Source organism: Rhodococcus aetherivorans (assembly GCF_025722975.1).
Lineage (GTDB): Bacteria > Actinomycetota > Actinomycetes > Mycobacteriales > Mycobacteriaceae > Rhodococcus > Rhodococcus aetherivorans.
This window is the reverse complement of sequence record NZ_CP106982.1, coordinates 591,631-604,207: the sequence shown is the minus strand read 5'-3', so window position 1 is coordinate 604,207 and position 12,577 is coordinate 591,631. Positions and strand designations below refer to the sequence as shown.

Here is a 12,577-nt window from a genome sequence, read left to right as displayed (position 1 = left end):
TCCTGAGCAACCACCCGGTTATTCTCGACGGATGACGAAGACCCGGTGGCTCAGCGACGACGAGCAGCGCACCTGGCGCGCCTACCTCGACAGCACCCGGCTGCTGATGAGCGCCCTGGACAAGCAGCTCACCCAGGACTCCGGGATGTCCCTCACCGACTACGAACTGCTGGTCGCCCTCTCGGAGGCCCCCGGCCGGCGGCTGCGCATGCGCGCCCTCGCCGACGCCGTCGTCACGACCCGCAGCGGCGTCACCCGCGCGATCAGCCGGCTCGTCGACGCCGGCTGGGTGCAACGCGTCGAATGCGACGAGGACAAGCGCGGCATGCTGGCCGAACTCACCGAGGCCGGCGCCGCGAAGCTGGCCCAGGCCAGCCCCGGACACGTCGAGGCCGTACGCTCCTACGTGTTCGACCTGCTCAGCCCTCAGGACGTGACCCGCTTCGGTGACACGTACACCGCGATGCGCGCGCACCTGCTCGACAACACCTGAACAGCCGGAGGAATGCCATGAGCGACCCGTCCGTCGTCGCCGTCCACAATCCGCAGCAACAGCGCTACGAACTGCGCGACGGCGACACCGTCGTCGGCTACACCCAGTACCACCCCGACGGCGACGTTCAACTCGTGTTCGACCACACCGAGGTCGACCGCGCCTACTCGGGTCAGGGCCTGTCGAGCACGCTGGTGCGGTTCGCGCTCGACGACGTGCGTGCCCGCGGCAAGCGGGTGGTGGCGATCTGCCCGTTCGTCCACGGCTTCATCGACAAGCACCCCGAATACAAGGATCTCGCCGACTGAGACCGGGACACCGCCGCATGCCGACTTCGCCGGATCCCTCCGCCGTCGCGGCCACCCTGCGGCGCGCGGGTTGCGTGTTCGCGGAGGAGGAGGCGCGGCTGCTCGTCGAGGCCGCCGGCACGCCCGGCGAGCTCGCCGGCATGGTAGACCGGCGCGCCGCCGGCGAACCGCTCGAGCACATCCTCGGCTGGACCGAGTTCCACGGCCTGCGCATCCTCCTGGACCCCCGGGTGTTCGTGCCGCGCCGGCGGAGCGAGTTCCTCGTCGATCGCGCCGTCGCTCTCGCCCTGCCCGGCGCCGTCGTCGTCGACCTGTGCTGCGGCTCGGGGGCCCTGGGTGCCGCGGTGGCGACGGCCGTTGCCGGGGTGGACCTGCATGCGACGGACCTCGATCCCGCCGCGGTGCGGTGCGCGGGCCGCAACGTCGCCGCGCTCGGCGGCCGGGTGTACGAGGGCGACCTCTACGACCCGCTCCCCGAGGTGCTGCGCGGACGCGTCCACCTCCTGCTGGCGAACGTGCCGTACGTACCGACCGCGGACCTGGCGCTGCTGCCCGCCGAGGCCCGGGACCACGAGGACCGCATCGCCCTCGACGGGGGCGCCGACGGCCTCGACGTGCTGCGGCGGGTGGCCGCGACGGCCGGGCGATGGCTGGCACCGGGCGGGCACCTGCTGGTCGAATCGAGCGAGCGGCAGGCCGCCGGGATCGCCGAGTGCTTCGCCCGCAGCGGGCTGATCCCGCAGGTGGTACACAGCGACGACGCGTTCGCGACCGTCGTCGTCGGCACCGCTCCGCGCTGATCGTCCGGGCTCACCCGACGTGCGCGGCCCGGTGCCGGCGCACGGCGTCGCGGTTCGCGCACCGCGGCGAGCAGTACCGCTGCCGCCCGTTGCGGGAGGTGTCCGCGTAGACGTGGTCGCACTCGTCGAGGGCGCAGCGGCCGAGGCGGTGCATGCCCCGGCCCACCAGGTGCAGGGCCGTTCCCACGGAGACGAGGGCCTCGACGACACCGGCGAGGGAATGCTGGTCGTCCCGGTAGTGCAGGTGCCAGCCGTCGCCGGCGTGGTTCGTCATGCGCGGGTACGCCGATGCGGCGGCAAGCATCTCGTTGACCAGCGCGGCGCGCTCGGCGTCCCCGGTCGCGTCGACGACGCGGCACCAGCGTCCGAGCATCGCGCCGACGCCGAGCAGGTCGTCGGCACCGACCGGGAAGTCGATCACCAGGCCCGCCTCGACGCAGCGCTGCACCAGCGCGTCGACGGTCACGGGTGGGTCGTTCACCAGATCCGCGGCGAGCCGCACGGCATATTCGCCGTAAGGGTTGAGATGCACAATGCCATTACATCACGCTGGGTGGCATGCAGACATCCCATCGCCACCACTGGACCGAGGTCTCCCGCCACCCGACGAGCGAAGGTGTGGTGCACTACCAGCGCTGCGCGTGCGGCCGCTGGCACATGGTCGCGACGCCCCTCGTCTCCGATCCGATCGGCGTGTCGGCGACGGTCCCGGTCACCCCGCGACCGTGAAACCCGGCGCCCCGCGGAGGACAATCGCCTCCATGACCGAGCGCAAGCGGCCGGACATCACCTTCGAGTCGTGGATCGAACGTCAGATCCGCGTCGCGCAGGAGCGGGGCGACTTCGACAACCTCAGGGGAGCCGGCAAACCCATCCCGCATCGCAGCGACGACGAGCTGTGGTGGGTGAAGGACTATCTGCGCCGGGAAGGACTGTCGACCGAGGCGTTGCTGCCGCCCCCGCTGCAACTGCGCAAGGAGATCGAGCGGTTGCGCAGCACCGTGCTCGACGTGCCCTCCGAGCCGGCGGTGCGGCAGATCGTCCGGGAGCTGAACCGGCGGATCGTGGACTGCCTGCGCGCACCGAGCGGCCCCCTGGTCCCCATCCACAGGGTCGACCCGGAGGAGGTGGTCCGGCAGTGGGCCGCGGACCGGGCGGAGCTGCGGTCGAAACGCGCCGAGCGGGCCGCGGCAGCGGCCGCCGTGCTGCGCGAGTATGCCCCCGAGCCGCCGCGTCGGCGCTGGTGGCACCGAGTCCTGGGAATCCGGTCCGCCGGAACCTGAGGCGCAGAGCGGCGACGAGTTCGCTCCCCCGAATCCGCACGACCGCACAGCCGCGCGGTCCACAGCCGTCCGCGACCACCATTCGCTGATTGTCGGGGCGTTCGTCGGTTCGTGTCGCGGAGACGAAAGTGCCGTCCCGCTCGGCGTACCCGTTGCCAGCAGACTGCCAGGAACGTCCCAAGGTTCCTCGAGCGTCACCGGCTGTACTGGTGTCGTTCGCATCGCGTTCACCGCACAGCGGTTCGCCGACGAGAGGCCGGTTCCATGGGAGTGTTCGACCGATTCCGCACGTCCTCCGCGAAGGGTACGCACCGGGCGGAGGACGTCCCCACCGCACCGACCGGCTACCAGCAGACCGCCGGCAGGCTGCACGCCTTCAACCGCTACGAGATCAAATACTTCGTCGACGAGATGAAGGTCCCCGAACTGCGGCGGGAACTCGCGGCGCGGATGGACACCGATCCGTATTCGCCCCACGGCGGGTACCCGGTCACCTCGCTCTACTACGACACGCCGGACCTGCGGTTCTACTGGGAGAAGATCGAGGGCCTGCGGTTCCGGCGCAAGCTGCGGATGCGCCTGTACGGCAACCCTTCCGAATGCACCGACGACACGACGGTGCACATCGAGATCAAGCAGCGCGTCAACCGCGTCACCCAGAAACGGCGCATCGCAGTGCCGTACGGGAACGCGCGACGCTGGCTCGACGGACGGCAGGAGATCGACTGCGAACCCTCGCAACGCCCGTTCGCCCACGAGGTGACGACGCTGATCGGCAACCTCGACCTGCGGCCGATCGTGACCACCGGCTACCTGCGGGAGGCGTTCGTCGGCCGCGAGGCCGACCTCGGCCTGCGAGTGACGATCGACCACAAGGTGCACGGCCGCGACCGCGACTTCCACTTCGCCTCGGGAGCACAGAACCGGTTCGTCGTCCCGCCGAGGCTGGCGATCGTCGAACTGAAGGCCAACGAACGCGTTCCGTACTGGGCGACCGATCTGACCGCCCGGCTGGACATGTCGGTCGTCCGCGTCTCGAAGTACTGCCAGTCCGTCGAGGCGTTCGGCCTCGCTCCGCGCTCCCGGATGGGCGCCCCCGAACTCGTTCTGCCGCAAGGCTTCGACGACCGTGTGCCGACCGGTCTCTTCGAGACCTCGACGATGGCGCGCTGACCGCCGCACCGTCTGCCCGCGTCCCCGCACGGGCGCCGTTCCCGTCCCTACACCGAACCAGGACCATCATGAATTTCGACCTGCAAGACCTCAGCGGGACGTTCACGACGTTCGACATCATCGTGTCGCTGTCGCTGTCGTTCGTGCTCGCCTCGATCATCGGCTGGGTCTACCGCCACACCCACAGGAACGTCTCCTACAGCCAGTCCTACGTGCAGACCCTCGTGCTGGTCGGCATGGTGATCTCGCTGATCATGCTGGTCGTCGGCTCCAACATCGCCCGCGCGTTCGCACTCGTCGGCGCCCTGTCGGTGGTTCGATTCCGCAACGCCATCAAGGAAACTCGCGATGTAGGCTTCATCTTCCTGGTGATGGCCGTCGGCATGACGACCGGCACCCGCTTCTACCTGCTGGCGATCGCCGCGACGATCGCGATCTGCCTGGTGCTGCTGATCATGAACAAGTTCAACTGGTTCAAGCTCGACGTCCAGCGTCAGGTCGTGAAGGTGCAGGTGCCGCCGGAGCAGGAATACAACGCGCTGGTCGAGGACGTGCTCATCCGGTACTGCTCCGAGTTCGAACTGGTCTCGACCGAATCCGTTCGCTCCGGTGCGCTGACCGAGCTGTACTACACCGCGCAGCTGAAGAAGGGCACGAAGCCGAACGAGCTGATCTCGGCCCTGAGTGCGGTCAACACCGGCCAGCGGGTGACCGTCCTGACCGGATACGACCAGACGGACATCTGATGGACGACACACCCACCGCCGGACAGTCGCCGCCGCGGCGCCGGCTCCGGCACCGGGTCCCGACGTCGCTGCGCCGGCACTGGAAACTCCTGGCTGTGTTCGTCGCGTTCGTGACGATCCTGGCGACCGTGTTCGGGGCGACCCGCATCCGCCCGTACATCACCGGCGACCCGACGATCATCGCCTCGGAGATCACCGACAACATCACCGGCACGGTGGACCTGTTCGACGCCTCGGTCCCGCACGAACTGTCGGTCGAGATCACCGACGCGGAATACGACGAGATGATCACCGCCTTCCAGAGCACCGGCGAGAAGAAGTGGGTCACCGCCGATGTCACCATCGACGGCACGCTGATCACCGACGTCTCGGTGCGGTTGAAGGGCAACTCCACCCTCATGGGCGTGCGCGGCGAGGACGCCGGGCCCGGCGGCGAGGGCTTCGAGCCCCCGGAGGGGATGGAGCTGCCCGACGGATTCGATCCGGCGGCCATGGGCGGCCCGGGCGGCATGGCGCAGGCGTCCGAGGACGATCCGACGTCGCTGCCGCTGCTCATCAGCTTCGACGAGAACGCCGGCGGCCGCGCCTACCAGGGCATGACCGAGATCTCGGTGCGCCCCGGCTCGCCCGTGCTCAACGAGGCGATGGCCCTGTCGCTGACCGCGGAGACCGGGCAGCCGACGCAGCGCTACGCGTACACGGTCTATTCGGTCAACGACAGCGCCACCACCACGCGCCTGCTGCTCGAACACCCCGACGACACGTATGCGAACTCCCTGTTCGACTCCGACGGCTACCTGTACAAGGCGGACGCGTCGTCGCGGTTCGAGTACATCGGCGACGACCAGTCGGACTACGCCGACCAGTTCGAGCAGATCAATGCGGTCGGGACGGGGAACCTGCAGCCGGTCGTCAGCTTCCTGAAATGGCTGGACTCGGCGAGCGACGAGGAGTTCGGCGCACACCTGTCGGAGTGGGTGGACGTGGACTCGTTCGCGCGGTACGTCGCCACGCAGAACCTGCTCGTCAACGGTGACGACATGAGCGGGCCGGGCCAGAACTACTACCTCTGGTACGACCTGCAGACGGGCAAGCTCTCCGTCGTGTCCTGGGACCTGAACCTGGCCATGCAAGGCGATGCCACCACCGGCCCGCACGACACCGTCTCGATGGCACCCGGCGCGATGGGCGGCCCCGGGCAGGGCGAGGCCGGCACCGCGGCGGCCGACCCCGGCACCATGCCCCAGCCGCGTGGGATGCTGCCTCCGGGCGCAGCTGCACCGCAGGGCGGGCAGGGGGCAGGCCGGGTGCAGTCCGGCAACAGCCTGAAGACACGGTTCCTCGAATCCGACGCCTTCACCCAGGTCTACGAGGACGCCTACCGGGACCTCCACGAACAGATGTACGGCAGCGGACGCGCCATCGAGGTGCTCGACACCCTGGTCTCGACCGTCCCTGTCAGCGACGCACTCCCGGCCGCTTCCCTCCAGTCGAGCGCGGACTCGATGCGGTCCTGGATCGAACAGCGCACCGCTGCGCTCGCGGAGCTGCGTGACAGCTGAGCTGCGTGACAGTCGACCGGACGAGGCGCGAGCGCCGGGCGCGAGGTGCGGCCCGGTTTCACAGCCGGACCTCAGGAAGGACTCAGCGTCGGCCCAGTCCCTGCCGGCATCCTGGAGACGGCAGAATCGATCACGAATCTGCCCGCAGGGAAAGGAATCGTCATAACCACCTCAGCCCCGACGGTCCCCCACCCGGGACACCCGTCCGGGCGCGACACCGGTGCCGTCTTCCTGATGACCGGTGGCGTTCCCGGAGCGGGTAAGAGCACCCTGCTTCGCCGGATCGAGCACGACATCCCGGGTCTGACCGTTCTCGATCCGGAGCGCCGGGCCGAACGCCTCGCCGCCGCGCTTCCGCCGGGCCTGCCGTATCGCTGGTATCGGCCACTGGTCCATCTCATGCACACCCTCGACGTGGTGCGCACCCTCCTGGCCGGACCGCACCGGAGCGAAGGGCCTGTGGCCGTTCACGACACCGCCACGCGCAGGCGCCGACGCGACTGGACGGCCCGCCTGGCACGGCGACGAGGCTGGACGCCGGTGCTGGTCTTCCTCGACGTGCCCCGCGATGTCGCGCGGGCCGGACAGCACGCTCGCGGGCGCGTGGTGAACGAGTCGTCGTTCGCGCGGCACTGGCATCGGTGGACGGCTCTGCGACCGCACCTCACCCGCGAGGACGACGCCCCGGCCGGGGGTCCGTGGGACCACGTCGTCGTCACCACTCGCGACGATGCGAAGAGCCGGGTGTTCGGATTGCTGACGCAGGACGGGACGGACCGCTGCGCACTCGGCGGCGGATCCCCGTGCGCGCAGTGACGATCTCCGGTACGCAGTGACGATCTCCGGCACCGCAGTGGCATCGGCACCTCGGTGACCGGTGTCCCCGACACGTGCCGGGTTCACCGAAGGCGCACTTCCCAGCAGATCCACGGCTCACTCCCATGGACGCCCGAGGGTCGTCCGGTTGTGTGGGTGCGTGAACGGACGCGATGCGTCATGCCCCAGCAAGGAAGGCACGACTCGATGACAACTCCCACCCAGGCCCTCGACACCGCCGACGCCGCCGCCGCACGCGGGAATCGGCCGGACTCCGTATGCGAGAGGGACGGTCCGGAGCTGCGCGTGCTGCGCTGCGAGCGGCAGCACGTCGACGCGCTGCTCTCGACGCTCACCCGCAGGCAACGCGAAATCCTGCGCCTGCGGGTGGTCGAGGGGTTGTCTGTGGAGGAGTCCGCCGCCGTCCTGCGGACGACGCCCGGCGCCGTTCGTGTGGGTCAGCATCGCGCGTTGTCCCGCCTTCGGGCGGCGCTGGCCGACCCCGCGCGCATGGGCGCCGTCACGGGGCCGGGCGACTCCCGGCCTCGGCCTCGGCGGGGTGCGGTCGCGCGCCTGCCGCGTGCGTCAGCTGTTCCTCCGTGACCGCCTCACCGCGGGCGACCATGCCCGCCTCGTGCGACAGCGGGATCTGCCGCAGGAAGCACGCGATGACGAAGGCCACCAACAGGAATGGGATCAGGTACCAGAACACCGGTGCGAGGGAGTCGGCGTAGGCGTCGACCACGCCGGTGCGCACGGAGTCCGGCAGCTGGTTCAGGGCCGCGGGATCGAGCGTCGCCGTCGCCTGGCCGGCCTGCTCCGGGGAGGCCCCGGCTCCGGTGAATACGGCGGTGAGCTTCTCGGCCAGCCGGTTGGTGAAGATCGTGCCGAAGACCGCCACGCCGAGGGACGCGCCCACCTCCCGGAAGTAGTTGTTGGTGCTGGTCGCGGTCCCGATCTCGGTGGGCGGCACGGCGTTCTGCACCACGAGAACGACCACCTGCATGATCAGACCAAGGCCGAGGCCGAGGGTGAACAGCATCGTGCAGATCAGCCACAGCGGCGTGCTGCCTTCGAGGGTGGTCAGCCACAACATCGCGGCGGCCGTGACGAGGGCACCGGCGATGGGATACGCCTTGTAGTGACCGGTTTTCGTGATTGCGATGCCGGAGGCGATCGAGGTGGCCATCAGGCCGGCCATCATCGGGATCATCAGAAGGCCGGAGACCGCGGCCGAGGTGCCGGACGACATCTGCAGGAACGTCGGCATGAAGGCCAGCGCCGCGAACATGCCGAGGCCCACGGTGAAGCCGATCGCGGTGGCGTTGACGAAGATCGGATTGCGGAACAGCGACAGCGGGATGATCGGATCCTCGGCGCGGGACTCGACGAGGACGAAAAGGCTTGCCGCGACGAGCACTCCGACGGCGAGCGCGAGGGTCAGCGGATCCGTCCAGCCCCGGTCGCCACCGAAGTCCGTGAACAGGATCAGGCACGTGGTGGCGGCCGAGAGGGTGAGCACGCCGAGGAAGTCGACCTTCTTCTCGGGCCGCTTCGTGGGCAGCGTGAGGGTGAACCAGGCGATCGCGAAGGCGAGCACGCCGACGGGCAGGTTGAGGTAGAAGGCCCAGTGCCAGGTCAGGTGGTCGACGAAGAAGCCGCCGAGCAGGGGGCCGGCGACGGCGGCCACACCGAAGACCGCACCGAGCGGACCCAGGTACTTGCCACGCTGGTCGGCCGGGACGATGTCGGCGATGATGGCCTGGGAGAGGATCATCAGGCCGCCGCCGCCGAGGCCCTGCATCGCGCGGAAGATCACGAACCACCAGAAGTCGGTGGCGAAGGCACAGCCGGCGGAGGCGAGGGTGAACACCGCGATGGCGACGAGAAAGAGGGTGCGGCGGCCGAACACGTCGCCGAACTTTCCGTAGATCGGCATCACGATGGTGGTCGCCAGCAGGTAGGCGGTGGTGATCCAGGCCTGGTGTTCGACGCCGCCGAGCTGCCCGACGATGGTCGGCATCGCGGTGGAGACGATGGTCTGGTCGAGGCTCGACAGCAGCATGCCGGCGATCAGCGCGGAGAAGATGAGCCAGATCCGGCGCTGCGTGAGCACCAACGGTGGTGCCGCGGGCCGGGACGACGTTGCGGTCACGGGTTTCCTGCCGTTTCGATGGGGTCGAGCCGCTGTCCGAACAGTCGCCGGACGATGTCGAGGTTGCGGAGCAGCAGCTCCGCGAAGGGTCGATCGGTGTCGTCGCCGAAGAACTCGTCGGCGGTGTGCCGGGTGATGTCGGCGAGCGCGTAGACGACGGTCCGCGGCAGCGGATCGTCGGGAGGCAGGTTCTCTCTCCGGGCGACGACCTCGGCGAACCGCCGGAGCTGGGCCTCGCCGTTGTGCAGGATGCGGGGCAGCAGCTGCGGCTCGCGGTGGATGATGTCGTGGTACTGCTTCGCGTGCTCGCGGGTGAAGTCGGTGCGCCCGATCTGGGCGAGGATCACCGCGACGAGGTCCTGGAGCAGCGTGGGGGAGATGCCGTCCCCGTCGTGCCGCCCGGCGGCCACGAAGGCGTCCTCCTCCTCGGGGGTCAGGCTGAGCGGGGGCTCGCCGAGGACCGCGTCCTCCTTGGACGGGAAGTAGTTGAAGAAGGTGCGCCGGGAGATCTCCACCCGCTCGCAGAGTTCCTCCACGGTGAACCCGGCAAGACCATGTCGGGCGGTGAGCGCGCGCGCCTCGCCGACGAGTGCGGCTCTGGTGCGCTCCATCCGGCGGTTCCGCCGCCCGGACGGAGTTGTTGCACTTTCATCCATAGAGTGCATGATTGCACCATTGTCCCGAGAGTGCAAAGAAGCCTGGTGTCTGCGGGCGACTATGGGACGTTATGGTCATTTATGGAGAACTTCAGATAGAACTCCATAAGTCTCTATACTCGCCCCATGGACCTCGAGCTCAATCCGTTCAAGCCCGGCTCCGGACTCCGGCCGCCGGCGCTCGAGGGGCGCGACGAGCAGATCGGGGCGTTCGAACTCCTGGTCGCCCGCAGCAAACGGCAGAACTACGACCGTGGCCCGATCCTGTCGGGACTGCGCGGGGTCGGGAAGACGACCCTGCTCAACACCCTCGTCGAGCACGCCGACCGGCAGGGATGGCTCACCATCGCCATCGAGGCCCGCCCCAGCGAGGCCGGCACCACCGCGGTCCGCGCCAAGCTCTCCCAGGAGCTGACGGTCGGACTGCGCCGCTACAGCCGCAAGCACCGGATCCAGCACGCGATCGACCCGCTCATCGACCTCGCCCGCGGCTTCTCCCTCGGCCTCGGCCTCGGCCCGGCGACCGCAAGCTTCTCCCTCGACCAGCGTCCGGCAGCCAGTGGCGACATCGATCTCGACCTCGAGGAACTCGTCGAAGCGATCACCGCCGAACTGCGGCCCAGATCCAGCGCATTCGGGTTGTTCATCGACGAGATGCAGGACCTCGACTCCGATCTGCTGTCGGCGCTGCTCGCCGTCCAGCACCGGGCGAGCCAGCGCGAATGGCCGTTCTTCCTCATCGGCGCCGGACTACCCAATCTTCCCGCGGTGCTGGCCGGCAACCGCTCGTACGCGGAGCGACAGTTCCTCTACAGCACCATCGGCCCCCTCACCCCGGCGGCCGCAGCCGACGCCCTGCGCATCCCGGTACGCCGTCAGGGCGGGGACTTCACCGACGACGCGCTCGCCGTGCTCGTCCAGGCCAGCGGCGGTTACCCGTACTTCCTCCAGGAGTACGGGAAGGCGATCTGGAACATCGCTCCACACAGCCCCTTTCAGCTTGAGGATGCCGAACTCGCCGTCGAGGTGGGCCGGCGTCACCTCGACGAGGGATTCTTCCCGTCGCGCTGGAACCGGGCGACCGACCGCGAGCGCCGTTACCTCACCGCGCTCGCCGCCACCGGCGAGGAGACCCCGCGGTCCGGGAAGGTCGCCCAGCTGATGGGCTCGACCGCCACCGGTGTCAGCGACGTCCGCAACTCGGCCATCCGCAAGGGCCTGATCTGGGCACCGGAGCACGGTCGCATCGCCTTCACCGTCCCGGGTATGGCCGACTTCATCCGCCGTCAACCGGCGGAGTAGCCGGATCAGCGGCCCCGCTCGGCCACCATCCGGTCCACGGCGCGCACGCTGAGCACCTGGTCGAGAGCCATGGAGGCGCAGCCGATCATCCCGGAGCGATCGCCGTGCGACCAGGGCAGGATCTGCAGGGCGCGGGTGGCCACGGACACCGCGTCGCGATAGAGGGTTTCGCGCAGTCCGGCGACGAACACGTCGTAGGCCTCGGCCATGTCGCCACCCACGACGAGCACCGCCGGGTCGAGGAGGTTGACGGCACCGGCGATCACCTCACCGATCCGCCGGCCGCTGTCCCGGATCATGCGGCGCGCCTCCGCATCCCCGCCGACGGCGAGGGCTACGACGTCGCGGATGTGGGTCACGTCACGGCCCTGCTCCTGCAGGTCGCGGACCAGGGCCCAGCCCCCGGCGATCGCCTCGACGCAGCCGACGTCGCCGCAGCGGCACAGGACGCCCTGCGCGGCGGCGGTCTTGGTGTGCCCGATCTCGCCGGCCGCGCCCACCGCGCCGCGCTGCAGCACACCGCCCGACACGATGCCCGCACCGAGGCCCGTGGACGCCTTGATGAGGAGCATGTCATCGAATTTCCGTCGTTCGACGAGCCTTTCGGCGAGCACCATGACGTTCGCGTCGTTGTCGACGAACACCGGCGCCGCACCGAGGCCGGCGAGGAAGGGCTGCAGCTCGACACCGTCCCAGCCGGCCATCATCGGCGAGTCGAGGCTGCAGCCGCGGACCGTGTCCACCGTGCCCGGCAGGCTCACCCCGATGCCGACGGTGCGGGGCGCGCCGGGACCGAGCGCGTCGCGCAGGTCGGCGAGGTGCGCGGCGATCTTCGGCATCAGCTCGCCCGGGCTCGCCCCGATCTCCTGCTCGAGGTCCTCGGTCCGGAGCAGTTCCCCGGCGAGATCGCAGACGGCGAGCTGGGTGCGGCTGCGGCCGATCGCGCCGACGAGCACGATGCCCGCGTCGGCCCCGAAGGTGAGGGTGAGCGGTGGCCGCCCACCGGTGGAGGGCCCCTCCTCCGTTTCGACGACGAGGCCGAGGTCCTGGAGTGCCGCGACCCGGGCGGCGACGGCGGTGCGGGAGAGCCCGGTGTGGTGCCCGATCTCGCTTCGGGTGGTCGCGGCGCCGGCGCGGACGAGGGCGAAGACCTCGCCCGCTGTGGCGGGCGCGCTGGAGGATCGGCTCATACCGCCATTGAACCAAGGAACCGCACCCGAGAGCGCCTCGTGCAGCCGCGGCGTGCTGCGTCGAACCGGACTTTGTTCTTAGAAATGCGTAAG

General features: G+C 69.6%; 15 protein-coding genes. 11 read left to right on the top strand and 4 right to left on the bottom strand.

The features are described 5' to 3' along the window. Positions 1-31: 31 nt before the first annotated feature. Genes OCS65_RS02805 through OCS65_RS02795 form a run of 3 tightly spaced genes read left to right on the top strand, consistent with a single transcriptional unit; the run spans position 32 to position 1,601 of the window. On the top strand, positions 32-493 hold the full coding sequence (locus OCS65_RS02805; RefSeq protein ID WP_006944066.1) for a MarR family winged helix-turn-helix transcriptional regulator: 462 nt from the start codon (positions 32-34) through the stop codon (positions 491-493). Positions 494-510: 17 nt separating this feature from the next. Next, entirely contained in the window at positions 511-801 is a 291-nt protein-coding gene (locus tag OCS65_RS02800) for a GNAT family N-acetyltransferase (RefSeq protein ID WP_263508703.1), read from the top strand. A gap of 17 nt (positions 802-818) precedes the next feature. Beyond that, complete coding sequence (locus OCS65_RS02795) at positions 819-1,601, top strand: putative protein N(5)-glutamine methyltransferase (RefSeq protein WP_263508701.1); 783 nt, start codon at positions 819-821, stop codon at positions 1,599-1,601. A gap of 10 nt (positions 1,602-1,611) precedes the next feature. Here OCS65_RS02795 and OCS65_RS02790 read toward each other — a convergent pair whose 3' ends face one another. Further along, positions 1,612-2,133 (bottom strand): CGNR zinc finger domain-containing protein, encoded by a 522-nt coding sequence (locus OCS65_RS02790; protein WP_006944073.1) that lies wholly within the window; start codon positions 2,131-2,133, stop codon positions 1,612-1,614. A gap of 26 nt (positions 2,134-2,159) precedes the next feature. Here OCS65_RS02790 and OCS65_RS02785 point away from each other — a divergent pair, with 26 nt between their 5' ends. The 7 genes from OCS65_RS02785 to OCS65_RS29820 all read left to right on the top strand — a co-directional run bounded on the left by OCS65_RS02785 (position 2,160) and on the right by OCS65_RS29820 (position 7,784). Continuing rightward, positions 2,160-2,330 (top strand): hypothetical protein, encoded by a 171-nt coding sequence (locus OCS65_RS02785; protein ID WP_006944075.1) that lies wholly within the window; start codon positions 2,160-2,162, stop codon positions 2,328-2,330. Positions 2,331-2,362: 32 nt separating this feature from the next. Continuing rightward, positions 2,363-2,884, top strand: a complete 522-nt coding sequence (locus OCS65_RS02780) for a DnaJ family domain-containing protein (RefSeq protein ID WP_006944077.1) — start codon at positions 2,363-2,365, stop codon at positions 2,882-2,884. A gap of 264 nt (positions 2,885-3,148) precedes the next feature. Beyond that, positions 3,149-4,057 carry a polyphosphate polymerase domain-containing protein gene (locus OCS65_RS02775; RefSeq protein ID WP_203329779.1) on the top strand — a complete coding sequence of 303 codons (909 nt, stop codon included), beginning with the start codon at positions 3,149-3,151 and terminating at the stop codon, positions 4,055-4,057. 68 nt (positions 4,058-4,125) lie between these two features. Next, positions 4,126-4,803: a DUF4956 domain-containing protein gene (locus tag OCS65_RS02770; protein WP_006944084.1), complete on the top strand. Its 678-nt coding sequence runs from the start codon at positions 4,126-4,128 to the stop codon at positions 4,801-4,803. Beyond that, a complete protein-coding gene (locus OCS65_RS02765) occupies positions 4,803-6,365 on the top strand; it encodes a CotH kinase family protein (RefSeq protein WP_263508697.1) in 1,563 nt (520 codons plus the stop codon). Before OCS65_RS02770 ends, OCS65_RS02765 begins: the two co-directional genes overlap by 1 nt. A gap of 234 nt (positions 6,366-6,599) precedes the next feature. Further along, complete coding sequence (locus OCS65_RS02760; protein ID WP_006944086.1) at positions 6,600-7,181, top strand: P-loop nucleotide/nucleoside kinase family protein; 582 nt, start codon at positions 6,600-6,602, stop codon at positions 7,179-7,181. A gap of 180 nt (positions 7,182-7,361) precedes the next feature. Further along, positions 7,362-7,784 carry a sigma factor-like helix-turn-helix DNA-binding protein gene (locus OCS65_RS29820; protein WP_338049255.1) on the top strand — a complete coding sequence of 141 codons (423 nt, stop codon included), beginning with the start codon at positions 7,362-7,364 and terminating at the stop codon, positions 7,782-7,784. Here the strand turns inward: OCS65_RS29820 and OCS65_RS02750 are convergent. Next, positions 7,702-9,336, bottom strand: a complete 1,635-nt coding sequence (locus tag OCS65_RS02750; RefSeq protein WP_263508695.1) for an MDR family MFS transporter — start codon at positions 9,334-9,336, stop codon at positions 7,702-7,704. The genes OCS65_RS29820 and OCS65_RS02750 overlap by 83 nt on opposite strands. Continuing rightward, positions 9,333-9,947, bottom strand: coding sequence for a TetR family transcriptional regulator (locus OCS65_RS02745; RefSeq protein WP_050036107.1), 615 nt, complete (start codon positions 9,945-9,947; stop codon positions 9,333-9,335). Before OCS65_RS02745 ends, OCS65_RS02750 begins: the two co-directional genes overlap by 4 nt. 171 nt (positions 9,948-10,118) lie before the next feature. Here OCS65_RS02745 and OCS65_RS02740 point away from each other — a divergent pair, with 171 nt between their 5' ends. After that, positions 10,119-11,294, top strand: coding sequence for an ATP-binding protein (locus OCS65_RS02740; protein ID WP_102800201.1), 1,176 nt, complete (start codon positions 10,119-10,121; stop codon positions 11,292-11,294). 5 nt (positions 11,295-11,299) lie between these two features. Here the strand turns inward: OCS65_RS02740 and OCS65_RS02735 are convergent, their stop codons facing one another. Next, positions 11,300-12,484, bottom strand: a complete 1,185-nt coding sequence (locus tag OCS65_RS02735; RefSeq protein WP_263508693.1) for an ROK family protein — start codon at positions 12,482-12,484, stop codon at positions 11,300-11,302. Positions 12,485-12,577 lie beyond the last annotated feature (93 nt).